Here is a 23879-nt window from a genome sequence, read left to right on the forward strand (position 1 = left end):
CCACACTAGAGAGAACCGATGCCAACTTTCACCCCGCTGACCCCGTTGTTCGAAGTCATGCGCGATCCGTCAGCCCACGAAATCATCAGCGAAGAGATTCCCGAGCTCGCGGCCAACCCGATCCTGCACACCCTCTACCACTACCCCCTCGGGCTCATCCTCGGAACGGAAGAACGGCTCTTGGGGGACGCGGCACGACGCGCCGAAATCCTCGCCAAGATCACGGCCGTGGACCCGGACCACGCGACGCACGCCAACAACAAGCCCGTGCGGAACCATCCCCGGGCCGACTACGAAACCGGCTCGGTTCCGGCAGGTTCGGCACCCGCACGCTTCCCGGACACCGCAGCGAAGTGGGCCGCTTTCGAAATCGAGCTCGACGGACCGGACCACGGGAACCCGTTCACCGACGTCGAACTTTGGGCTGAATTCACCAGCAATGGCGAGACGCTGAAGGTTCCGGGCTTTTACGACGGCGACGGCAGCTACCGGATCCGGCTGTTCGTCCCGGAGTCCGGGACGTGGTCCTTCACAACCTTCAGCAACGCCCGCTCGCTCGCAGGGATCACGGGCACTTTCGAGGCGGGCGCGGCGGCGTCGCGCGGCATCGTGCGGGTGGCGGAACAGTTCCATTTCGCGTACGACGACGGCGCACCGCACCTTCCGATCGGTACGACTTCCTACGTGTGGAACCACCAAGGGGACGCCCTCGAGGACAAGACCCTCGAATCGCTGGCCAACGGACCTTTCAACAAGATGCGGATGTGCGTCTTCCCCAAGTCGTACCTCTTCAACGAGAACGAACCCGAAATCTACCCCTACGAAGGCTCCCTCGACGAAGGCTTCGACTACCTTCGCCCCAACCCGGCGTTCTGGGCGCATCTGGAGCACCGCATCGACCAGCTCGAGGAACTCGGCATCGAAGCGGACCTGATCCTTTTCCACGCTTACGACCGTTGGGGCTTCTCCACCATGGGCCCGGATGCCGACGACCTCTTCGTCAAATACGCCGTGGCGCGGCTCGCCTCCAAGCGCAACATCTGGTGGTCGCTCGCCAACGAATACGACCTCCTTTTCGACAAGGACACCGCGGACTGGGAACGCTTCGCGGACATCGTCACGGCCAACGATCCCAATGGCCACCTCCTGTCCATCCATAATTGCCGCGAATTTTACGACCACTCCCGGCCTTGGGTGACGCACTGCAGCATCCAGCGCCAGGACATCTACAAGACCGCCGAGATGACCACGGAATGGCGGAAGCAGTTCGGCAAGCCGATCGTCATCGACGAATGCGCCTACGAAGGCAACATCGACCAGGGCTGGGGCAACATCACCGGAGAGGAAATGACCCGCCGTTTCTGGGAAGGAGCCATGCGGGGCGGATACGTCGGACACGGCGAAACCTATATGGATCCGGCCGACGTGCTCTGGTGGGCCAAAGGCGGAGAGTTGAAGGGAACCAGCCCGGACCGCATCGGCTTCCTGCGCCGTATCCTCGAAGAAAGCCCGGGCGGCCGCCTCGAGCCGCTGCCCGGACACTGGGATGCGGTGAGCGCCGGCGTCAAGGACGATTATGAAATCATCTATTTCGGTTTCAACCAGCCAACGTACCGGCGCTTCGTGAAGCCCCAGGACGTTGCATTCGAGGTGGACATCATCGATACCTGGAACATGACGGTCGAGACCCTTGAAGGGACTTATTCGGGGCGTTTCCGCGTGGAACTTCCCGGCCGCCAATTCATCGCCCTGCGCCTGCGGGCAGTGGGTTCATAGCCAACCATGGACTCCAACACGCTTTTCTTCGGCCCGTGGTCGGCGACGCTCAGGGGCGAGGAACTCGTGGACATCCGACACCACGGCTCCCCCGTCTTGCGCGGGTTGCGGGCCGTGGTGCGCAACCACAATTGGCTCACGCTCACCCCTACCGTGCTATCCGCGAGGACCTCCGAGTCGCCCGGGTTCCTGGAACTGGTCCTCGACCTCGGCTGGGGCGGCCTCGGTGCCCGGTACGCGGGCGAGGTGACCTTCCGGTTCGAACCGGACGGCCTCGCCGTCGCCTTCCGGGGGACCGCTATGGAGGACTTCTCCTCCAACCGGATCGGCCTGGTGGTGCTGCACCGGCCGGACGACGCCGGGACGGCGGTCACCGTGACAGCTCCCGACGGCGGAACAACGGTTTCGGTGTTCCCGGAACGGATCAGCCCCCACCAACCGTTCAGGGACATCGCCGCGATGTCGTGGGAACGGGAGGGCATGTCCTACCGCCTCGACTTCGAGGGCGACGTCTTCGAAACCGAGGACCAACGGAATTGGACCGACGCTTCCTTCAAGACGTACAGCACACCGTTGTCCAAGCCGTTCCCCGTGCGCTACCGGGCCGGCGACGAAGTCCGGCAGTCCATCCGGCTCAGTGCCCGGCACAGCGTCCGCGTCCTCGATGAGGTCACGGGCCAGGTGCCGGAGTTGGGCGCGACAATCCTGGCCGAGATTTCCTCCTCGCCAAGTGCAGCCTCCTGCACGGTGCCGGCGTCGTCCGCGGCAGAACGGGCAGCCCCGCTCAAGCAGCCCCTCGACGCGCGGATCGTCGCGGATTCAGCGGATGACGCCGTCGGACTCGTCCGGCAACTCCCGTTGGACCGCGTCCGGCGGCTCGGTGTATACGGCGCGGGCACGCACGTGACGGAGAAGGAACTTTGGGTTGCCGTGGCGGAGGAAGCCGCCAAGTTGGGCTTCCAGGGGGAACTCATGGCCGGGGCGCGCAGCCATTTCACGGAACTGAACCGCAACCCTGGCAGCGCCCTGCCCGAAGCGGCGGGAATCACGTATTCCATCACGCCGCAGATGCATGCCGTCGAGACCGAAGCCGTCTTGGAGACCCTGCCGATGCAGCGGCTCACCGCGGAAGAAGCGCTCCGCATCGGCAACGGCAGGCCGCTGCATGTCGGGCCGATCACCCTCGCGCCGCGCTTCAACGCGGTGTCCACGGAACCCCCGACGGCGGCCGAACTCACCCCGGGCGGCGCGCCGGAACCCAGCCCCTTCGCCGCGGCCTGGCTCCTTGGCAGCATCGCCGCCTTGTCCATTCCCGGAGTGGCGTCGCTGAACTACGGCGACCTGGCTGAAGTCGAGCCAGCACGGCAATTGCTTCAACAGCTCGCGGTACTCCACAGCTGTGATGTCCTCAAAGCCACTCGAAGCACCGAAATCGCCGTCTATCCCGTCCGGACCGGTGACGGAACGCGCTGTTTCGTTGCGAACCTGACCCCGCGGGCCGCCGTCGTCCGCCTTTCTGGTTCCGGGGACAGTCCCGGCGCCGGCCGCGACCTCGAACTGTCAGCGTGGCAGACCGCAACGGTCCAACTCCCCTGAACCCCGTTCTCCAGAAAGGAACAATCCCATGTCCCAGCGCCTCGCAGGCAAGACCACCCTCGTCACGGGAGCCGCATCCGGCATCGGCCGGGCCGTTGCCACGCGCTTCGTCGCCGAAGGCGCCACCGTGTACTTCGCCGACCTGAACTACGAAGCCGCCGTCATCGCCGCGAAGGAAACCGGCTCAGCCAACGCCACTGCCGTGGTCATGGACATCTCGGACGAGGCAAGCGTCGAAGCCGCCTACGCCACGGCCCTCGCCGCCGGCCCCCTCGACGTCGTGGTCGCGAACGCAGGAGTCCAGCTCTTCGGCCAGGACGCCCGCGTCGGCGACCTTGACCTGGAGGTGTGGGAGAAGACCGTGCGCATCAACCAGCGCGGCGCATTCCTGACGCTCAAGCACGCCGTCCGTGCCATGGCCGGCCACGGCGGGTCGATCATCTGCACGGGAAGCCCCACCGCCGTCGTCGCCTGCGGGCAGACTTTCACCGCGTACACCAGCTCCAAAGCGGGAGTGCACGGCCTGGCCCGCGTGGTCGCGGCCGACTACGCCGCCGAGGGCATCCGGGTAAACACGGTAATCCCCGGCTACACCGAAACCCCGCTCGTGCAGACCATCGCCGACAACCCCGAACAACGCGCCGGACTCGTCGACGCCACCATGCTCCGCCGTCCCGGCCGTGCCGAGGACGTCGAAGGCATCATGATCTACCTCGCGAGCGACGATTCCGCCTACGCCACGGGCGGACTCTTCACGGTGGACGGCGGATTGACGGCGCTCTAGTACCTCAACCGGGCGGGGACTGCCGCCGTTCCAATGGTGGGATAATTGCCCAGCAGAAGGAGGCGGACATGAGTGAGGGCGGAATGCCGCCGCAAGGGGCACCCGAGTTATTGAGGCTCCTGCAGCAATTCACCGTTGCCACGGACCGTTACGTCGACGCCGTCAGCGACCGCACCGAACTGCACCGCACGGACCTGAACGCCTTGGCAGTCATGGCAGCGGCCGAGCGCGAAGGCCAAACAGTGACACCCAGTTCGCTCCGCCATGCCTTGAACCTCAGCTCGCCCGCCACTACAGCACTCGTCGACAGGCTGGACCGGGCCGGCCACGTCACCCGCTCCCGCAGCAATTCCGACCGGCGCCAGGTCCACCTCGAGATGACGGACACCGCGCGCTCCACGGGAGCATCGATGTTCCTCCCGCTCGCCCAAGCCATCTCCCCGCTCATCGCCCGGTTGTCGCCGGCGGAACTGCAAACCGTCACAACCTTCATGCGGCAGGCCATCCTCGCCACCGAACAAGCCGGGCAGCAGGCCTCCGATCTTCAAGCGAATGGAGTTATTCCTGAGGCCCCAGTGACTGACAGGCCACTCCGGGAGTAACCTAGAGCACATCTGCTGTGCTGGACCTTTTTGCGGGGTGTCACTGTGGGTGTTGTGCGATCATCGTTGACCGATCTTCTCGGGGTACTTTCCGACGCCGTCGCGCCGGACCGCCTCCGTTTCGACGACGGCTCCGACCCCGCTACGCCGGAGTCCACCGCCGACGTCCCTGTCACCGTCCACGCGCTCGCCGTCAACCGGGTGGGCCGCTCCCGGCGTGAAGGCCCGCTGCTGGACCTCGAACTCAAAGTGGCCGTGGAATGCCACGGACCCACCCAATTGGACAACATGGAAAAGCTCCTCGTTGCCCTTGAACACAACAGCAGGTACACCGTGGTGTCGGGCAGCGACGTACAGCCGGACGACTATGCCTCGGCGATCCGCGGCGGACTCGGCTTCCTGGTCCGGGTACCTGTCGCTTTGAGCCTCGAAGAGCCGTCCGGGCCGCTCGTCACCGAACCACTTATCGCGAGCACCGCCATCGCCCGCAGGATCCGCGGCCGGCTCGTCGACGTCCACAACAAGGGCATCCCCGATGCCTACATCCGCGCCCATTCGTCCGCCACCGCCGTCGTGAGCGATCCCACCGGCCACTTCGAGGTCCTGGCCTCGGCGGACGACCTCCAGCACTTTGTCGTGGCCGTCCGCGGCTCTGAACGTGAAGTCTCCGCCGACACGAGCAGCCTGCCGGTCATCATCCGGTGGGAGTGAAAGGGAACACACCATGGTGAACTACCAAGCGCCGGGAGTGTATGTACAGGAGGTGCCCAGCGGTGCGCGCTCGATCGGCCAGGTCAGCACCAGCATCGCGGGATTCATCGGCGTTTCCCCGGACGCCACGGCCTATCCCGACGAGGTTCGCGTGCTGGACAACTGGACCCAGTTCGTCGACCAATACGTGGGCAAAGCCACGCAAGGAACCCCGCTGTCCAACGCCGTCTTCGGCTTCTTCACCAACGGCGGAAGCCGCTGCTACGTGGTCAACATCGGCACGGGCGGCAGCCTCACGGGAACCGCGGCCAAGCCCACCGGCGTGACCCTCTTCGAAGCGATCGACGACATTTCCATCGTGGCCGCCCCAGGATATTCCGACGCCGATGCCTACTCGGCCTTGCAGGCCCACGTCGAGCACCCGCTGCGGCAGGACCGGATGGCGATCCTGGACACGCCCGAAAAAGTGGACGACGTCGGATCCCTCACCCGGGCGGCGACCTCCGGCCTGCCGGGTGGAGACAAGCCGGGTGGCGACGCCGGGGAGGGCAAGTCCGGCGACAAAACCGACGGGAAGTCGGATGGAGCCGCCGGGGAGGAATCACTCGGCGCCCCGCAGTCCCCCGGCGGGTACACGGCTTTGTACTTCCCGTGGATTGTCATGACCGATCCGGTGTCCGGCAAGAAGGTGACGCAACCGCCGTCGGGCCATCTCGCCGGGGTGTGGGCTCGCGTTGACGCGACACGTGGCGTCCACAAGGCTCCGGCGAACGAGCCCATCCAAGGCGCGCTGGACCTGGTCCGGCGGGTCAGCCGCGGCGAGCAGGAAGTCCTCAACCCGGCCGGCGTGAACTGCATCCGATACTTTCCGGGCGAAGGCATCCGTGTCTGGGGCGCGCGGACCAAGGCTCCCGAAGCCAGCGAGTACCGCTACGTCAATGTCCGCAGGCTGACCAACATGATCAAGGAATCGGTGGCCGACGGCACGCGCTGGGTGGTTTTCGAACCCAACGACCACACGTTGTGGAAGTCGATCCGACGCGACATCGGAGCCTTCCTGACGAACGTCTGGCGTGACGGGGCATTGCTGGGGACTACTCCTCAACAGGCCTTCTTCGTGAAATGCGATGAAGAAACCAACCCGCCCGAAGTCCGCGACGCAGGCCAGGTTGTCACACTGATCGGAATAGCCCCCGTGAAACCCGCCGAATTCGTGGTCTTCAAGCTCATGCAATCGGCCGACAACACACAGACCGAGAACGCAGGAGCCTGAAATGAGCATGCAGCCAAGCACCCCGGCCCCTGCCGCCCAACCCGGAAACGTCGTGGACCCCTACCGCGCCTACAACTTCAAACTCGTCATCCAGGGCGTGGTCCAAGGGCACTTCACCAAGGTCGAAGGGCTCGGGCTGAAAATCGACCGCATCCTCTACCGCTCCGGCGGCGAGAACAGTACGGTCCGCGTCATTCCCGGGCAGGTCGAATACACTCCGGTGACCCTCCGCTTCGGGCTCACCGACTCCACGGAAATGCTCCAGTGGCTCTTCAAGGCAGTCGACGGACGCGTCGAGCGGCGCAACGTGTCCATCGCCATGCTCAACGACGCCGGATCAGCCGAAGTCCGCCGCTGGAACCTGCTGGGAGCCTGGCCGTGCGATTGGTTCGGCGCACCGCTGGACGCCCTCGGCAAGGACCTGGCGATTGAATCCCTCAGCATCGCGTACGACCGCCTGGAACTCGACGATGCCCGCGCTCCCGTGGCCTGACTGGCGCCGTTCCGCCGCCCGGCGCCTGCGGGATTTCGCCGAACGGCTCGAGTCGCCGGGTCACGCTGCATCGGACGTGCCCGACGGCGGGACCCGGCCCGGTGCGTCGGGAACCGAAGGTGCCGCAACAGTCGGGATGATGCGCCCGACGCCGGTCCGAACACTGGACATGTCCGGTGCACCCGAGCATTGGGTGAAGTTGCTCCGCGACGCCGGCCTCACTCCGGAAACATACCCCGAGTCGCACGACGCCCGCTCACATCCCGTTGCTCCCCCACCCCCACCCAACGCCGGCTCACATGTCGTGGCTCCCACACGCAACGCCGGCTCACATCCCGTTGCTCCCCCACCCAACGCCGGCTCACATCCCGTTGCTCCCCCACCCAACGCCGGCTCACATGTCGTGGCTCCCACACGCAACGCTCGCGCTGATCACGACGCCGGCTCACATCCCGCCACACCCCCACCCAACGCCCGCTCACATCCCGCCATGCCTCCAGCCGACGCTGCACCCGTAACTGCGCCGCCAGGATCTTCACCTCAGCCCTTACCGCGACTGTCGCTCGCAAGGCGGTTCCCGACGGTTCTTGCCGAACGCCCGGGCGTTGACTGCGCTGCTGCGCGTCCTGCCCAGACTGTGCCGCCTCGCGTTGCGGTCCCCAAACAAACCGAAGCGCAAACCACAGCGCACGCAGCCGAACCATCCAGGGTGCCCACGGCGAAGCCGCGGCCCCAGGAACTAAAACCGCCCGCCCAAACCGCGCCCGCCGTCGTCGTCCGCGCGGCGCACGAACCAGTCACCGCACCGCGCGAACCGGCCCCGCCCCAAACCGCACCGCAAACCCCACCTCCGACAGCCGCGCATCCAAGCACCTCGCCAAAGAACGAGCCCGCTCAAGCCCTCACCGGAACCTGGCCCGAGCTCGCGCGGCAACAAGCGCCCCAGCAATCCGCGGAACAGAACCATGCCCACCTCGAAAGCACACTTGCCCGGGCAGCCCGCCTAAGCAACGAACGGCTGGCGGTGTGACATGGAACGGGTGGCTTTCCTCATCGAGGACACCGGTGAGCACCTTGGTTGCCTGCTCAATCCCGAAACGGTGGTGATGCAACGCACAGCCGGCGTGGAACCGCGGCGATCGGCGGGCGGCAAGCTGACAGGGACGGGCCTCGCCGACGATCCCCTCCTCTTCACAGGCGGCGGCCACACCGAACTCCGCCTGGATCTCCTGTTCGACGTCGACCTCGCGCCGGCGTCGCTCTATGTACAGGACGTTCGCCAGATGACGCGGCCGATTTGGGCGCTGGCAGAGAACTCAGCCGAGGTGGAGCGGCAGCGACGGCCACCGTCGGTCCGTTTCGTGTGGGGGCGGGCGTGGAACGTTCCGGGGATCGTGACCGAAGTGGCGGAGCGCTTCGACCGCTTTTCACCGGATGGCTCGCCCTTGCGGTCGTGGATGCGCATGGTGTTCGTGCGCGTCGGGCAAAGCGCGGATCAGGAAGGTGGGGAGAACTACGAGCTCGCGCAGCGGTTACCGACTGTGGACCTGACGGCCCCGCCGGTGGACACGCTCGCGGTGGGCGGCGATGGCAGCACGGACCGGTCCGCATTAGCGCCCGACGGCGGCGAGCCCGTTCCGGAGGTCCCTCCCGGCGAGTTGGGGCGCCTCAGCTTGGCCGCCTTCGGGACGCCGCTGCTGTGGAAGTTGCTCCTTGAGTACAACAACATTGATGACCCTTCGCACTTCAACGGCCCCCTTGCCGTTCCTCCGGTTGGCGAAGCGCCGTGAAAGACACAGCCCCATGAGGCAACTCCAAGGCCTCCCGGAACTCATCGTCACTTTGGGGCGGCGTCGGCTTTCTCCGGCCGAAACCGCCGCGATTGTCTCTGTGCAGGTGTTGAGTTCCTTGGCGAGGCCGGGTCAGTGCCTCATCAGTTGGCGTCCCGGTCCCGGGCGTTCGGCGGCAAGCCGCGGTGGCGTCGATCCCGAGCCGGGAGACGCGCTCCGGGTGGAACTCGGTGGCCGGCGCGAGCCGCTTTTCATCGGCGAAGTGACTGTGGTGGAGCACACGTACGGGGCGGACCTTTCGCAGGAAGTCCGGGTCCGCGCCTACGATGCCCTCCACCGGCTGCGGAAGCGCCATTTCACCCGGCTGCACACCGACGTCGACCTCGCCGGCCTGGCCCGTACGCTCTGCGAGGGCACGGGCCTTCAAGTGGTGGGCGGGGCGATGCACCTGGGCGAGGTGTACCAGTGCGCCCGCTCGGACCTGAGCCTCCTCGTGGAGCAATGCGCACGCGCGGGCACCTATCCCGTAGTGGACGGCGATGCGTTGCGGCTCACGAGCCTGGCCGGCGAGGGCGAGCCGATGGACTTGGAACTGGGCAGCAGCCTGCATTCGGCCGAAGTGGAAGTGAGCCAGGAGCCGGCGTATCTCGGGGCCAAGGCGACCGGTTGGCGGTCGGAGGACGCCTCGGTGCAAGAATCGACAGCAAGGACCAGCGACGCCAAGGCAAACGTCGCGGCTGATCCCGTGCTCTCAAGCGTCGGCGCGGGCGGCGATCTCCTGCGCGACAACGAGCCCATGAGCTCGTCCGCGCAGGCGCACAGCCTGGCCCAAGCCGAGTTGGACGTCCGCGTGGCCGGCCAGGTAACCGCGGTCTTCGTGGCCGACGGCGATCCCCGCCTCCGCGCCGGCCGCCGGGTCCGGGTGCGGGGCCTCGCTGCGTCACTCGAAGGCACTTATGCGATCGGCACGGCCACCCATCGCCTTGACGGCACCGGCTACGAAACAACCATCACCACCGCGCCACCGGATCCCCCGCCAGCACGACGACCTGACGTCTTCACCCTCGGCACAGTGTTGGACGTCGACGATCCGGAAGGTCGAGGGCGGGCGCGCGTCCGGCTCCCGGCCTTTCCGCCGCTGGAATCGGCGTGGGCGCCGATCCTCGCCCTTGGCGCCGGGCCTGGGAAAGGCCTTGTGGTAACTCCCGCCCTGGATGACACCGTACTGGTCCTGCTTCCCGCCACCGACCCCGCGCAGACGATCATCCTCGGCGGACTCTACGGCCGGGAGCAGACGCCGGACAAGGGCGCGAATTCGCCCCGCGACAGCCGCTACACCTTCCGGAGCGCGGACGGCCAGCAAATAGTGCTCGACGGCGGTGCCCGCACCGTCAGTTTCACGGACGGCCACGGCTCCACGGTGGAACTGGGTCCGGAGAAGCTGCGCATCACCTCAGCAACGGACATGTTCCTCGAAGCGCCCGGCAAGGCCATGAGGATCCGGGCCAAGACTGTCGATTTCGAGGAGGCGTGATGAAAGCCCTGGTCAAGGAGGCAATCCTGCGCTGCGGACACGACGGCAAAGTGCAAAACGTCCCTTCCCAGGAGTGGGTAAGGGTAGCCGGTTCGCCGATCTTGGTGGACAACGATCCCCAGGGCCGGGACATCAGCATGTGCCCCAACATCGGCATCAACATCAAGCCGTGCAACAAGACGCTTCCGGTGCTCAAGGGCTATTCCACGTTCGTCCGGATCAGCGGCAAGCGGATCTGCCTGGACACTGTGGAGGGCTACACGGACGGTACACCGCCGGGCGCGGTCAAATATACGGTCCGGCGTCCCGGCCAGGTCTTCGTGGCGGCGGCATCGTGAACGGCGTCCTGGCATGAGCGCTCCAAGGTACAAATCGGTGGCGTTCGTCCATCCCGACTTCGACGCAGACATCGGCCTGCCCGGTTTACGCCTGACGCCCGATGGCCGGCTCGCGACAGTGACGGATGCGTCCTCGGTACGCCAGGCACTCCTCCTGTTGCTCAGCACACGGCCCGGCGAGCGCGTCAACCGTCCCAGCTATGGGTGCCACTTGTTCCGGCTCGCGTTCGCGCCGGCGGACGACACCACGGCGGGCCTGGCCATCCACTATGTGGCGCGGGCCGTGGAGCAGTGGGAACCGCGGATCACGGTCCTCTCCCTTGACGCATCACGGGACCCGGAAAACCCGGAAATCCTCGAAGTCCGGCTGCGCTACCGTGTCCGGTCCACGCAGATTGAAGACCAGCTCGCCATTGCCTTGCCCGTCGATTCCGGAGGTGCAGCGTGAGTCTCCCCGTGCCGAATCTTGACGACCGCAACTTCGCGGACCTTGTGGCGGGTGCCCGGGAAAGGATCCAGCAGATCGCCCCGGAGTGGACGGATTTGTCCGTGCATGACCCCGGCATCACTATCCTGGAGGCCTTCGCCTACCTCACGGATACGTTGATGTACCGGCTCAATCGCGTCCCTGAGAAGCTCTACGCCGTGTACCTGAACCTGCTCGGGACCAGCCTGTACCCGCCAAGCACGGCCGAGACCATCCTCGAATTCACGCGCTCGTCCAGCGCCGGCGGCGACAGCCAGGACATCCGCATTCCGCGCGGAACCCAGGTCAGTTGCCCGCCCGGCGTACCCGGCGCGCCCCAGCCGGTTTTCACGACGACGACGGCGGCCGTCCTGCAGGCGGGCCAGGCCAGCGTCCAGGTCGCGGCGTCCGACGTCACTTTGTACGACGCCGTTCCGATCGGCATCGGCACAGGCCGCCCGGGCCAGAGCTTTGTCATTCCTAACGCGCCGATCGTGTCCGGCGCTGGTTTATCGATCGCGATCGAAGTTCCGGCGGGCACCCAGTTAAGCAGCGGCGAGGCCGTCCTGGTGGACGGCAAACCCTTTAGGTATTGCCGGGAGGTGGAGGCGTTCGCGGACGCAAGCCCCGATGAGGTGCCGGTACGGATCGACCGGAGTGCCGGCGTCGTGATGTTCGCCTGGTGGGACGAGGAGTCCATAGAGCGGACCGCCGTCGTTCCCGGGCCGGGCGCCGAGGTACGCGCGTGGTACCGGGGCGGCGGAGGGCTGCGCGGGAACGTCGGCGCGGGCCAATTGACCGTCATGCGCACGCCGGTTCCTGGCGTGAAAGTCAGCAATCCCGAGCCCGCAACGGGTGGCCGCGACGGCGAATCCCTTGAGAACGCGCTACGCCGTGCACCGCAGGATTTCCAGGCCCGGGACCGGGCCGTCACGGTGCGGGACTACGAAGTGCTGGCCATGCGGCATGGAGGGGTTTTCCGGGCGCGCGCCTTCACCCGGCGGGACATTTGGGCCTTCGCGAAGCCCGGCGAAGTTGAAATAGCCTTGGTCCCTTTCGTGCCCGAGGCCGGAACGGGAGCGCCCATCCGGGCGGCGGAATTGAATGCGCAGTCCCGGGAAAGCGTCCGGATCGACGTCGAACAGTACTTGCGGCGTCGATCCACCGTGGGCGCGGAACCCGTGGTGCGCTGGGGGCTGTACAAACAGGTGTTGGTGGACGCCAGGATCGTGGTCCGGCCCGATGAGGACGCCGACGCCGTCAAGTCCAGGATCGTGGGCCGTCTCGCCGGGGGGATCAGCCCGCTCAGCCCGGGATCGTCGAACTACGGTTCCGGCTTCGGCAAGCCCCTCCGCGTCTCCAACCTCTACCGCGCCATGGAGGAGGACGAGCCCGGCGTCCAATACGTGGACCGCGTCCGGATCGAAGTTGAGAAAGTCCCGGACACCGACGCCTTGGCCCTGGTCCAAGCGGAAGGCCAGGACAATACCTGGTTCGTCGCACAGGACGGCACCCTCTTCCGCACGACCAACGCGGGCGACGGATGGGAGGCATGCGCCGACTTCGGAACGGACTCGTCCGGCGAGGCGGTGCGGTCCATCGCGCCTTTCCGCTCGCCGGCACCCGGTCGCTTCAGCGCCGGGCAGCATCCGGGCACGGTGGCTGTCAGCACGGTCACCAGAAACGGCTCGCGCATCTACGTCAGCGACGATCTCGGTGAATCCTGGCGCCGTGCCGCGGAACTGGGATTCGTCGTCGCGGATTTGTGCTGGGTGGACCGCGACGACGTGCCGGTGCTGCTGCTCGCCGGCGAGCGCGGATTGTACGAGCTGCCCGTGGGCGAGGGGGCCATTCCGGTCCAAAACGTGGTGGACGCGAGCCAACCGGACCGCGGATTCTATGCGGTGGACGCGTTCGTGGACGTGCGCGGCCGCACCGGCGTGGTGGTTGCCGCCGAAGCTTCCGCCGGCGTCTGGCTCTCCCCCGAAGCCGGCGCCGCCGGCAGCTTCAAGCAGGTCAAAGTGGCCGGCGAGGACATCCGCTGCATGAGCATCCAGTACGACGGCGGCTCGAGCTATGTCTGGCTCGGACGGTCCGTGCCCGAAGGCACCGGGACGGGCTGCTTGCGCCTGAAGATCGACGAGCTCTCCCGCACCACGTTCGACGCCGCGCTCATGAACTCCTGGGAACAGTTCGGCAGCGGCTGGACGGGTGGAAGCTGCTGGGGCGTCCACGTGGTGGGAAACACCGCCTACGCCGCGACGCAAAGTGGCGGCGTGTTGCGCCTGGACCTTGGCCAGGCGTCCGCGCAATGGAGTGTCCCGGACGTGAATTGCGGGCTGCCGCTGCGTGACCGGACGCGCTTCGAACCGGTCCGCGCGGTTTCGGGCGTAGTGCGCGACGACGGCACGCGGCTCGTGCTCGCGGCCGGGCCCAAGGGGGTCTACCGGAGCATGGACAACACGGTTTCCTGGGCGAGTTGTTCGCGTCGGACCGTGGACGACGTGGTGACGCTCCCGGATACTTGGCTGTTTTGCTCGGGAGAACATCGCATCGAGGTGGTGCACGGCAATGGCTGATTCCGGGCCGCTCAGTGCTCCCATCCTCAAGGTCTTGCCCGAGATTTACCAAGTTGCGGCCGAAACAAGCCTCCCGCTCCAGGCCCTGCTTGCTGTGGCGGAGGACATGCATCGTCCCGTCCGGGAAGTCTTGGACCGCATCCATACCGTTCCGGATCCGGGCCGCGCGCCGTCGTCGTTCATCCCGTTCCTGTCCCGCTGGGTGGACCTTGACTGGCTGACCCTGCCAAACCCCGAGTCCGTGGGCTCGGCCGCAGCCGGCGTCCCGGTTGCCCGCCAGCGCGACCTGATCGCGTGTGCGGCCACTCTCTCTGCCCGCCGCGGCACCGTGGACGGCCTCACCCGTTTCCTCCACCTCGCCACCGGAGTCCCAGGGTTCACGATCGAGTCGGTCCCCGGCGAGTTCCACATCAAAGTGGTGGTGCCGTCCGCCGCGGCAGGGCAGCTCGAACTGGTCCGGCGGATCGTCAAGGGCATCAAACCAGCACACGTGACGGACGAGATCGAGGTGGCGGGCGCGTGAACCGGAAGCCCCTCATCACGGTGGTGGCATGCGGCATCATTGCCGCCCTGGTACTGGTCTTCGGCGTCAGTTGCGGCGGCGGGAACAACAACGCGGCGGCGGGCTGGCAATCGGCGTTCTCGCAGGTCGCCAAGGGAGGAAGCCTCACTGCGTCGGACCTCGTGGTCCCGGGCGGGCAATGCTCGGCGTCCGGCGCGCAATTACTGGTGGCGGGAAGCTGCGTTTTCGATGTGAAGACGTTCGGTGGCCTGTTCAATCTCGGAAACCCCACCAAGCGTGCCCGGCTCGCTCCCCAGCAGGCGGTGACCGTCACCGTCGTCGTGGAGGGGAGCCGGATCGAGCAAGACGTCGCCGGCGGAGATACCGTCAGCCTGACCTTCGGCACGTCCGGTGGGCAGCTGGGCATCGCGTGCCGCGTCGTGGGCCCGTGCTCGCTCGCGCTCCTGGACGCAGGAGGATGACATGGATTTGATCCCGTTCCGCAAGGACCCGCACCCCAAGGACCCGTTCCGCAAGGACCCATTCCCCACGAACCCACGAAAGGCGGCTGTTGCATGAGCACCATCACCATGACGCTGAGTTCTCCAACTGTGGAACTCAAAGACGGCAAGGGCTCCCTTACGGCCTCCGTCACCAATGGAGCGCCGGGCCCCGAACGGGTGGTGCTCGGGGCTTTTCCGGGCACGGGCTCAGCGGGTACGGGCTCCGCCGCGACCCCGACGTTCACGACGGTTCCGAATCCGCTGCGGACCCTTGCCGCCGGGGCTACTGAGCAGTACCTCGTCAATTTCGACACCACCGGCGCGGCTCCCGGCTCATATCCCGTGAAGCTCATCGCCTACTCCGCCGACGATGCCCCCGAGGACTACGCCGACCAAGCACACGTAGTCACGCTGACCGTCGCCCAACCCGCAGAATCGCCCAAGCCGAAGCCCGGGTTCCCTTGGTTATGGGTGGTCGTCGGCGGCGTGGTGCTGTTGGCCGCGATCGGCGGGGTGGTCTGGTTCTTGCTGAAGGATGTCACGGTGCCGGACGTCGTCGGGAAGTCCCAAACGGATGCCGTGCAGATCCTCAAGGACGCGGGCTTTTCCTCTACCACCACGGAAACGGAAAGCTCGGCGACTGAAGGGTCCGTAGTCACCCAGAACCCGGAAGCCAACAAGGCCGCGGGGCGGGGCTCGAACGTCAACCTCGAGATAGCGACGCCCGTCAAAGCGGTGGTTCCGGCTGTGCTGGGGATGCGCATCGAAGACGCGAGGACCGCATTCCAGGGCGCGAAGATCCAACTGGACTTCACCCAGGGCTCGGCCTGCACCGCTTCACCGCCCGGTTTCATCCAAAGCTGCGTGGTGACCGGCGTGAACCCGGATGTCGGCAGTAAGGTCAACATCAACGCTTTGGTCCTGGTCCGGACGGAACTGCGGTCCAGAATCATCATCGAACCCAACCCGATCAACATCTGCAAGACCAATCCGCAGATTTGCGCGATCAAGCAATAGGTGTTGGTGCCAAAAAAGCCACGGCTCATGAAAAGATCAACCATGCGTCCGATGCAGCACTCCAGCAAACTACAGAACGTCCGCTACGAACTCCGTGGCCCCATCCTCCAGGCAGCCAAGACCATGGAGGCCGAAGGGCACCGGATCCTCAAGATGAACCTCGGGGACACCGCGCCGTTCGGACTGGAGGCACCCGAGTCAGTGGTGGTGGACATGATCCACCACCTTCGCGGCGCCCAAGGGTACAGCGACTCCAAAGGCATCTTCACTGCACGGACCGCGATTTCGCAGTACTACCAGACCCAAAACCTGATGAATATCGGCGTCGAGGACATCTTCATCGGCAACGGTGTGAGCGAACTGATTTCCATGACGCTGCAGGCGTTCCTCGAAAACGGCGACGAAGTCCTCATCCCGGCCCCGGACTATCCGCTGTGGACGGCCACCGTGACCCTCACGGGAGGCAAGCCGGTGCACTACCTCTGCGACGAGAACCAGAATTGGTGGCCGGACATGGCCGATGTCGAAGCCAAAATCACCAAGCGCACCAAGGCGATCGTCATCATCAACCCGAACAACCCCACGGGCGCGGTGTACCCCCGCTACATCCTGGAGCAGTTCGCCTACTTGGCCCGGAAGCACAACCTCGTCCTGTTCTCGGACGAGATCTACGAGAAAATCCGCTACGAGGACGCCAAGCACATCCACACGGCATCGGTCGCGGACGATGTTTGCGTCCTGACATTCAGCGGACTCTCCAAGGCCTACCGCATGCCCGGATACCGCGCCGGCTGGGTTGCCGTGACCGGCCCGCACGCTGCCACCGCCGAGTACCGCGAAGCGCTGGAACTGCTGGCTTCCCTCCGGCTTTGCTCCAACGTTCCGGCCCAGCACGCCATCCAGACGTGCCTCGGCGGGTACCAAAGCATCGAGGAACTCATCAGGCCCGGAGGCAGGCTCCGGGAACAACGTGACCTCGCTTGGAAGCTCCTCACCGCAATACCGGGCGTGAGCTGTGTTCCGGCTGCCGGGGCCATGTATTTGTTCCCCCGCCTGGATCCGGAGATCTATCCGATCACGAGCGATGAGAAGTTCGTGCTCGACCTTCTGCAGGACCAGAAGATCCTGGTGTCCCACGGCACGGCGTTCAATTGGCCCACCCCGGACCACTTCCGGTTCGTCATCCTGCCTTCGGTCCGTGACATCGAAGAAGCCGTGCGCAGGATCGCGACCTTCCTCGCCACGTACCGGACCCGGACGCCGGACCCGGTAGCCGCGGGCTAGCTTTCAGTCGCTTGCCGAGCCGCTGACGCGCAGGGCGTTGACGATGGCGGGAATGGAGCCGATGAGCATAACGAGCGCCCATATCAGGGCGACAACCACGGTGATGAGCGCCCAAAACTGGTCCCCGATGGACACCAGCGGACCCGGGAGGAATCCGTGGATCAGGCCCAGGACAATCTGCAGGACCACCGAGACGAGCAGCAAGACGACGAGTCCGGTGACCTTCAGGAACTTGGGCTGGCTCAGGACCAGCAGCACGGCGAAGACAATCTTCAGCAGTAGCAATAGCCCAAGGACGGCGGCCGCCTGGCTCGTGGGAAAGCTCCCCCACAACGCCAAATAAGCAAGCGTCCCGAACGGCGCAGCCACGAACAGGCCGAACATCAGGAAGAGCTTCGCCAACGCCAGGAGTGCCGTGAAGAACGCGCCCACCACCCACAGGAACGTGACAATCAATGTCACGAGTCCCTGGACCCTGCCATAGATCCGGAGTTCCATGATGAGGCTGAGTCCCAGCATCACCACGGTGAACAGAAGCAGGCCATCCACGAACGCGAGGAACCCGATTCCCGCTCCGGGCGGCGCGGACGAGGCTCGCTGCGTCTTCACGAAGACATCGACCGGAACGCCAAGCTTGTTCGCGTCGGCGGCGGAAACGGGGTCGACGGCGGTCCCTCCCAAAAGAATGGACAGGCCGATTTCTGCCAACACCGCCACGGCGAACACGATCACGGCGGCGAGGAAGAACGGCCGGCGGAGGGCATCCGGGGATGGTCCGCCACGCAGCTCGCCGAGGCCCGATCCGCGCCCCAGCTGCGACCCCCGACCCCACCACGCTGCGGCCATGGCTCCATTGTGGCAGTTCACGGCCTGAAAACAATGTCCCGTTGCGACCGCTTTCCACTCCTTGGGGGTAGCGTTTCCCTATGAACGAGCAGAAGCCTGAAGACGTTTACACACACGGCCACCACGAGTCCGTAGTACGCGCCCACGCCTCGCGGACGGCCGAGAATTCTGCGGCGTTCGTCATCCCGCACCTCACCTCCGGGACGTCAGTGCTCGACGTCGGATGCGGACCCGGGAGCATCACGTGCGACTTCGCGGAACTGGTGGCTCCAGCAAAGGTCATCGGACTCGACCGTTCGGCCGAGATCGTGGCCCAGGCATCTGAACTGGCGTCCGAGCGCGGCGTGGAAAACGTGGAATTCGCGACCGGCAACATCTACGACCTTGATTTCGAAGACGAAACCTTCGACCTCGTCCACGCGCATCAGGTCCTGCAGCATCTGACCGACCCCGTGGCAGCCTTGCGCGAGATGCGCCGCGTCGCCAAACCGGGCGCGATCGTCGCGGTGCGCGACGCCGACTTCCATGGCATGAGCTGGTATCCGGAAGTCCGCGAGCTCGACGACTGGATGGAGCTTTACCAGAAGATTGCGCGCCGGAACGGTGCGGAGCCCGACGCCGGGCGGCGGCTTGTGTCGTGGGCGCAAAAGGCGGGCTTCACCGACGTCGCGCCCTCCAGCAGCAACTGGCTCTACGCGACCGCCCAGCAGCGACGCTGGCAGTCGCGTGTCTGGAGCGAGCGCGTCCTGCATTCGGCGTTTGCCGAACAAGCGCTCGAATACGGGCTCGCGAACGAGGCGGACCTGGCGCGGATCGCCGCCGGCTGGCACCGCTGGGGGTCCACGGACGACGGTTTCTTCCTGATCCCGAACGGCGAGGTCATCGCGCGGGCATAAAGTCGACGTCGTAAGCGCAACGCATGTCGAAATCCCGCGCGCAGTTCCGACCCCCACGTGAAAGCACCCAAACAGGGCGCCCTTCAGAAGGAGTTTGAGATGAAATACATGATCATGATGTTCGGTTCCGCCGAGGGAATGATGGAAACCGCGGACCCCGAATGGATCAGGGAAATGATCGGCTTCATGATCCAGATCGACAAGGACCTCAGCGACTCCGGCGAGATGGTCTTCAACGCGGGATTGGCCGACCCCGGCACTGCCAAGTTGGTGAAGCAAACGGGCAACGGGGTCATCACCACCGACGGACCTTTCGCCGAAGCCAAGGAATCCCTGATCGGATACTGGGTGGTGGACGTGGCAAGCGAGGAACGGGCCGTCGAGATCTGTTCCAGCATTGTGAAGTACGCGCCGGTGGTTGAGCTCCGCCGCGTCCAGGATGCGCCTCCGGAGGTCTAGCGTTTGGCTCGGCCAGCCGGGGAACCCGCGATCGAGGACCTGCTGCGCGTGCTCGCGCCGCAGGTCCTCGGCGTGCTCGCACGAAAGCACGGCCAGTTCGCCGAATGCGAAGACGCCGTCCAGGAGGCCCTCCTTGACGCCGCGTTGCAATGGCCGGACGCAGGCATCCCGGACAATCCGCGCGCGTGGCTGGCCACGGTGGCCACCCGCCGCTTGGTGGACCATTGGCGCAGCGAAAGCGCGCGGCAAGCCCGTGAACTGCGCGCCGCGGCCCTTGAACCACCGCCGCCCGAGGTTCCCGTTGACCAAGATACCCTCACGCTCCTTTTCCTCTGCTGCCACCCGTCGCTCTCATCACCTTCGCAGCTGGCACTGACATTGCGTGCGGTCGGAGGACTCACGACGGCGGAAATCGCCAGTGCGTTCCTGGTCCCCGAAGCCACCATGGGCCAACGGATCAGCAGGGCGAAGCAGGGCATCAAGAAAGCGGGAGCCCATTTCGAGCTTCCGCGACCGGCCGAGCGCAAGGCGAGGCTCGGCGTCGTACTCCACGTCCTGTACCTGATTTTCAACGAAGGCTACGCCGCGAGTTCGGGCCCGTCCATGCACCGCGAGGACCTGACCACCGAGGCGATCCGGCTGGCGCGGCTCCTTTGGGGACTGCTCCCGGGAGAGCCGGAAGTGGGTGGGCTCCTGACCCTCATGCTGCTCACCGATGCCCGGCGCGAGGCGAGGTCGCTGCCCGACGGCATGCTGGTTCCGCTCGCCGAGCAGGACCGCGGACTCTGGGACTCGGCACAGATCGCCGAGGGGCTCGAACTGCTCCCCCAGGTCCTGGGCGCCGGGCCTCCGGGGCCGTACCAAGTGCAAGCGGCCATCGCAGCCGTCCACTCGGAGGCGGTTATGGCCGAGCAGACCGATTGGCCGCAAATCCTTGCGTTGTACAACGTCCTCGAGGCGATCGCGCCCGGTCCGGTGGTGACCTTGAATCGTGCCGTCGCGGTCGCGATGGTGAACGGTCCTGAAGCAGCACTCAGGATTCTGGACGGGCTCGACGGCGGGCTGGCGCAGGCTTCCGGGCCGGCGCAGGCTTCCGGGCTGGCGCGGTGGCACCGGGTCGACGCCGTCCGTGGGCACCTGCTTGAGATGTCCGGCGACCCTGTACGTGCCCACGAGTGCTTCCTCGCCGCCGCGAAAAAGACCGGAAGCCTCCCGGAGCGTCGCTACTTGCTCTGGAAAGCGGCGAAACTTGGGCAGTTTTCCACATAGCGCAGATAACCCCTGCCGGCGCCGAGTGGCTCTGCATAGCCTCGAACCATGATCATTCAAGCAGGCTTCGAACTCAAGCTTCCCGCGTCCGCTCGTCGTTCAAGAGGGACGGCTTTATCCAAGGCTCGTGGTGATTGGCCTTGATGCGGACATGCAGTTGGACAGCATAGGGGTTGTCACCGATTGTTTTGAAGGCAGCTTGGAGCCCTTCCAACTGGCCATTTTGGACGGCCTGTATCCTGACCGCACCAGATTCTTTGCGATCGCCCACCCCGGGATTTGGGACGAAGACCACTGCTTCGATCACCAACCAGTCGTCATGGAAGGGAACCGACTGGCAAAAGCGGCCTCCGCGCGCGGATTTCGGATGATCGGCCATTTTGGCATCGACGAAACCGGATACAGATCCGTCGGGCCGCCTTCCTATTTTGACCAGTATCCCTTGGGTGACGATCTCCCCAGCACCATGCCCCACTGGGTGCATTCGAAGTTCGGCAAAAGCGGATGATGGAAATCTACAGAGAATCCGGGGTATCCGGGCTATCCGGGGTTGACCAACCATGCTTGGTCAACCCCGGTAAACTGAGTCCCATGGCCCAATACAACGTTCAGGAAGCAAAAACCCGTTTGTCCGAACTTCTCCACATGGTGGAGCGCGGAGAGGAAGTAGTGATCGCCAAGGCTGGAAAACCCGTTGCAAGGCTGGTCCGTGTTGAACTTCCTCGGAAGCGCGAGCTGGGCTTTCTGGGGCAGGTCGATCTACCTGACAACTTATTCGATCCCCTGACTGAGCAAGAGCTGGCGGAGTGGGAATGACTGAATTTCTTCTGGACTCGAACGCGTTAGTGCTTGCCATGACTAGCCCGGACCGGCTGTCCGACACAGCGCGATTGATCATTGAAGATCTCGAAATCCGAACTTTCGCTTCGGCCGCTTCGGCATATGAGCTGGCATACAAGTACTCACGAGGCCGCCTTGCGGTGTTGGATCCGATCATGACCGGTTACCGCCAGCACGTAAAACGCGTGGTCACGGAGGAATTGAGCCTTTCTGCGGAGCATGCCCTGGCTGCGGCGTCGCTTGAGTGGTTGCACAGAGATCCTTTCGACCGAATGATCGCTGCTCAGGCTGCTGTCGAAGGCCTGACGCTTGTCACGTCCGACCGGGCACTGCAGGATTTCAAACTCGTCAGCACAATCTGGTAGCTCCAGTGAAGCCGCACTGACGGCTGGGCCGTAAGCTTGATCGGTGCAAATTTCCCTTTGGCTGGCGTTGGTTGGCGCCGGCACCCTGATCAGTTTCACCCCGGGCGCGGGCGCCATTTCCACGATGAGCAACTCGCTCAACTCGGGATTCCGGCGCTCCATATGGGGTGTTCTCGGCCAACAGGCTGCCCTGATCGTCCATATCCTGGTCGTCGCCCTCGGCGTGGGCGTCCTGGTTTCAAGTTCGCCCCTGCTCTTCAACATCATCCGTTACTCGGGAGCGGCGTACCTGGTCTACATGGGCATTCGGCAATTCATCCATAAGCCGGACCTGGACAAGGAAGCCGTTCAGGCCCGACGCAACGAACCGGCCTGGTCCATGTTCCGGCGCGGTGTGTGGGTCAACCTGCTCAACCCGAAGGCGATCGTTTTCTTCCTGGCCTTCATGCCGCAATTCATCCGCCCCGAGCAACCCCTCGTTCCGCAATACGCGATCCTCAGCGGCACGGTGGTCTTCATCGACATCTGCGTCATGTGGTTCTTCTTCGCCCTCGCCGCTCGCTCATTCCAACGCTTCACCCACAACGAGCACGGACAGAAGGTCCTCAACCGTGCCTTCGGGCTGCTCTTCATGGTGATGGGCACCCTCCTCGCGGTCATCCACTAGGGCGCACGCTCGATTCCGACGCGGGGTCACTTACGGCCCATGTCGGGCCGGTTAATGGGCGCTAAGTGACCCCGCGTTGCCTGCGACCTGTGCCGTCGAGCCCCGGACCACGAGTGAGCTCTCAAGCGTCACTTGGGGTTGTTCCAGCACCCGCCCTTCCATCAGGCCGCGCAATTGTTCGCCGGCTTTGAGTCCCAAAGGGGTGGCGGGCAAATGCACACTCGTGAGGCTCGGATTGCTCGTGGCCGAATAGGGCAAGTCATCAAAGCCGGCGACGGCCAGTTGCTCGGGGATCCGGACACCGGCCACCCGGGCTTCCTGCAGCACACCGTAGGCATGGGTATCGGTTCCGCAGACGACGGCGGTGACCCCGGCCCGCTGCCACACCGGCCAAGCCGCGGCGAAAGCAGCCGCCGCCGCTCCGACGTCGATGGTTGTGCTGACGGTGTGATCGTCCGCAACGGAAACACCGCGGGCGCGGGCTTCGTCGAGGAACGCAGCGCGGCGGACGTCGAAGGTCGCTGTCCCGGTCACGCTGTCCATGTACGCAACCCGGGTGTGGCCGGACTCGGCGAGGTGGGCTGCCAATTCGCGGGCACCGTGCGCGACGTCGAGGTTCACGGAAGGGGCGTAGGCTTCCAGCCCGGGCGCGTCAAGGAGGACCAAAGGCCCGGTAACTGACAGTTCCTCCAGGAACAACGCATTGGGTGCGTCCACGAGCAAACCGGCCGGGCGAAGCGCGAGGAGCTTCCGGACGTCGTCCGCCTGGGGGAACTCGCCGGCGTCGGTCACGGAGAGCAGCAATTGGTAGTCGGAACCAAGGGCTTCGCGGACCCCGGCGATGACCTTGGCGAAGAAGGGGTTGGAGATATCCGGCGCCACGAGGATCACGATGGAGCTCACACCCTTGGCCAGGGAGCTTCCGATGCCATCCACCACGTAGCCCAGTTCGGCGATCGCCTGGCGGACACGCGAGATGTTGTCCTCGGAGACCCTGCCCTGGGTTTTCCCGTTGGCAACCAGGGACACGGTTGCGGTGGAAACGCCCGCCCGGGAAGCCACCATTGCCGCCGTGACGCGCTGGGCTCGACCCTGCGGCGTTTGTACTCGTTCCGCCGATTCCATACATCGATCGTAGCCGGAATCTCGGGGTCACAGTCGCAGCAAGGCATCAAGCGCTTGACGCAATTCACGTTAAGCGCTTGACGCAGACCACAATCCGGTGCCAGAATTCCGTTAAATGCTTTAGCGCCCTGCCGGGGCAAAAACTTCGGCAGGCCCCAATGACG

Annotated in this window: 25 protein-coding genes; 23 read left to right on the forward strand and 2 right to left on the reverse strand. The window is 65.3% G+C overall.

What is annotated here, in order from left to right:
* The first annotated feature begins 18 nt into the window (after nucleotides 1–18).
* The 16 genes from E1809_RS13470 to E1809_RS13545 all read left to right on the forward strand — a co-directional run bounded on the left by E1809_RS13470 (nucleotide 19) and on the right by E1809_RS13545 (nucleotide 17248).
* Nucleotides 19–1776 carry a DUF5605 domain-containing protein gene (locus tag E1809_RS13470; protein ID WP_133204752.1) on the forward strand — a complete coding sequence of 586 codons (1758 nt, stop codon included), beginning with the start codon at nucleotides 19–21 and terminating at the stop codon, nucleotides 1774–1776.
* Between the two features lie 6 nt (nucleotides 1777–1782).
* A complete protein-coding gene (locus E1809_RS13475) occupies nucleotides 1783–3372 on the forward strand; it encodes a hypothetical protein (protein WP_133204753.1) in 1590 nt (529 codons plus the stop codon).
* Between the two features lie 28 nt (nucleotides 3373–3400).
* Nucleotides 3401–4156: an SDR family NAD(P)-dependent oxidoreductase gene (locus tag E1809_RS13480; RefSeq protein ID WP_133204754.1), complete on the forward strand. Its 756-nt coding sequence runs from the start codon at nucleotides 3401–3403 to the stop codon at nucleotides 4154–4156.
* 68 nt (nucleotides 4157–4224) lie between these two features.
* Nucleotides 4225–4758, forward strand: coding sequence for a MarR family winged helix-turn-helix transcriptional regulator (locus E1809_RS13485; protein WP_235835590.1), 534 nt, complete (start codon nucleotides 4225–4227; stop codon nucleotides 4756–4758).
* 54 nt (nucleotides 4759–4812) lie between these two features.
* On the forward strand, nucleotides 4813–5469 hold the full coding sequence (locus E1809_RS13490) for a hypothetical protein (protein ID WP_235835591.1): 657 nt from the start codon (nucleotides 4813–4815) through the stop codon (nucleotides 5467–5469).
* Nucleotides 5470–5482: 13 nt separating this feature from the next.
* Nucleotides 5483–6742 carry a phage tail sheath family protein gene (locus E1809_RS13495; RefSeq protein WP_133204756.1) on the forward strand — a complete coding sequence of 420 codons (1260 nt, stop codon included), beginning with the start codon at nucleotides 5483–5485 and terminating at the stop codon, nucleotides 6740–6742.
* Between the two features lies 1 nt (nucleotide 6743).
* Entirely contained in the window at nucleotides 6744–7235 is a 492-nt protein-coding gene (locus E1809_RS13500; protein WP_235835592.1) for a phage tail protein, read from the forward strand.
* A 1031-nt stretch (nucleotides 7236–8266) separates the two neighbouring features.
* Entirely contained in the window at nucleotides 8267–9025 is a 759-nt protein-coding gene (locus tag E1809_RS13505) for a CIS tube protein (protein ID WP_133204757.1), read from the forward strand.
* Nucleotides 9026–9038: 13 nt separating this feature from the next.
* Nucleotides 9039–10559, forward strand: a complete 1521-nt coding sequence (locus tag E1809_RS13510; RefSeq protein ID WP_133204758.1) for a phage baseplate assembly protein V — start codon at nucleotides 9039–9041, stop codon at nucleotides 10557–10559.
* Nucleotides 10559–10897 (forward strand): hypothetical protein, encoded by a 339-nt coding sequence (locus tag E1809_RS13515; protein WP_133204759.1) that lies wholly within the window; start codon nucleotides 10559–10561, stop codon nucleotides 10895–10897. The genes E1809_RS13510 and E1809_RS13515 overlap by 1 nt, the downstream gene beginning before the upstream one ends.
* Before the next feature lie 13 nt (nucleotides 10898–10910).
* Nucleotides 10911–11345 carry a GPW/gp25 family protein gene (locus E1809_RS13520; protein WP_133204760.1) on the forward strand — a complete coding sequence of 145 codons (435 nt, stop codon included), beginning with the start codon at nucleotides 10911–10913 and terminating at the stop codon, nucleotides 11343–11345.
* A gap of 8 nt (nucleotides 11346–11353) precedes the next feature.
* Entirely contained in the window at nucleotides 11354–13942 is a 2589-nt protein-coding gene (locus E1809_RS13525; protein WP_133204761.1) for a baseplate J/gp47 family protein, read from the forward strand.
* Nucleotides 13935–14465 (forward strand): phage tail protein, encoded by a 531-nt coding sequence (locus E1809_RS13530; protein WP_133204762.1) that lies wholly within the window; start codon nucleotides 13935–13937, stop codon nucleotides 14463–14465. The genes E1809_RS13525 and E1809_RS13530 overlap by 8 nt, the downstream gene beginning before the upstream one ends.
* The gene (locus E1809_RS13535; RefSeq protein ID WP_133204763.1) at nucleotides 14462–14926 is read left to right on the forward strand and encodes a hypothetical protein; all 465 of its coding nucleotides are present in this window, start codon (nucleotides 14462–14464) and stop codon (nucleotides 14924–14926) included. The genes E1809_RS13530 and E1809_RS13535 overlap by 4 nt, the downstream gene beginning before the upstream one ends.
* Nucleotides 14927–15019: 93 nt before the next feature.
* Nucleotides 15020–15964 (forward strand): PASTA domain-containing protein, encoded by a 945-nt coding sequence (locus E1809_RS13540; RefSeq protein WP_133204764.1) that lies wholly within the window; start codon nucleotides 15020–15022, stop codon nucleotides 15962–15964.
* A gap of 42 nt (nucleotides 15965–16006) precedes the next feature.
* Nucleotides 16007–17248, forward strand: a complete 1242-nt coding sequence (locus E1809_RS13545) for a pyridoxal phosphate-dependent aminotransferase (protein ID WP_133204853.1) — start codon at nucleotides 16007–16009, stop codon at nucleotides 17246–17248.
* Between the two features lie 3 nt (nucleotides 17249–17251).
* Here E1809_RS13545 and E1809_RS13550 read toward each other — a convergent pair whose 3' ends face one another.
* Nucleotides 17252–18094, reverse strand: a complete 843-nt coding sequence (locus tag E1809_RS13550) for a hypothetical protein (protein ID WP_235835593.1) — start codon at nucleotides 18092–18094, stop codon at nucleotides 17252–17254.
* 80 nt (nucleotides 18095–18174) lie between these two features.
* Here E1809_RS13550 and E1809_RS13555 point away from each other — a divergent pair, with 80 nt between their 5' ends.
* The 7 genes from E1809_RS13555 (at nucleotide 18175) to E1809_RS13585 (ending at nucleotide 22590) form a co-directional block, all read left to right on the forward strand.
* Nucleotides 18175–18990 carry a methyltransferase domain-containing protein gene (locus tag E1809_RS13555; RefSeq protein ID WP_133204765.1) on the forward strand — a complete coding sequence of 272 codons (816 nt, stop codon included), beginning with the start codon at nucleotides 18175–18177 and terminating at the stop codon, nucleotides 18988–18990.
* A 99-nt stretch (nucleotides 18991–19089) separates the two neighbouring features.
* Complete coding sequence (locus E1809_RS13560; RefSeq protein WP_133204766.1) at nucleotides 19090–19449, forward strand: YciI family protein; 360 nt, start codon at nucleotides 19090–19092, stop codon at nucleotides 19447–19449.
* A gap of 3 nt (nucleotides 19450–19452) precedes the next feature.
* Nucleotides 19453–20718 carry an RNA polymerase sigma factor gene (locus E1809_RS13565; RefSeq protein ID WP_205754186.1) on the forward strand — a complete coding sequence of 422 codons (1266 nt, stop codon included), beginning with the start codon at nucleotides 19453–19455 and terminating at the stop codon, nucleotides 20716–20718.
* A gap of 127 nt (nucleotides 20719–20845) precedes the next feature.
* Nucleotides 20846–21226: a hypothetical protein gene (locus E1809_RS13570; RefSeq protein WP_133204767.1), complete on the forward strand. Its 381-nt coding sequence runs from the start codon at nucleotides 20846–20848 to the stop codon at nucleotides 21224–21226.
* Between the two features lie 83 nt (nucleotides 21227–21309).
* A complete protein-coding gene (locus tag E1809_RS13575; protein ID WP_133204768.1) occupies nucleotides 21310–21534 on the forward strand; it encodes a type II toxin-antitoxin system Phd/YefM family antitoxin in 225 nt (74 codons plus the stop codon).
* The gene (locus E1809_RS13580) at nucleotides 21531–21923 is read left to right on the forward strand and encodes a type II toxin-antitoxin system VapC family toxin (RefSeq protein ID WP_133204769.1); all 393 of its coding nucleotides are present in this window, start codon (nucleotides 21531–21533) and stop codon (nucleotides 21921–21923) included. The genes E1809_RS13575 and E1809_RS13580 overlap by 4 nt, the downstream gene beginning before the upstream one ends.
* A gap of 43 nt (nucleotides 21924–21966) precedes the next feature.
* A complete protein-coding gene (locus tag E1809_RS13585) occupies nucleotides 21967–22590 on the forward strand; it encodes a LysE family transporter (protein WP_133204770.1) in 624 nt (207 codons plus the stop codon).
* 51 nt (nucleotides 22591–22641) lie between these two features.
* Here E1809_RS13585 and E1809_RS13590 read toward each other — a convergent pair whose 3' ends face one another.
* Nucleotides 22642–23715 carry a LacI family DNA-binding transcriptional regulator gene (locus E1809_RS13590; RefSeq protein ID WP_133204771.1) on the reverse strand — a complete coding sequence of 358 codons (1074 nt, stop codon included), beginning with the start codon at nucleotides 23713–23715 and terminating at the stop codon, nucleotides 22642–22644.
* Nucleotides 23716–23879 lie beyond the last annotated feature (164 nt).

Source organism: Arthrobacter terricola (assembly GCF_004354015.1).
Taxonomy (GTDB): Bacteria; Actinomycetota; Actinomycetes; order Actinomycetales; family Micrococcaceae; genus Arthrobacter; species Arthrobacter terricola.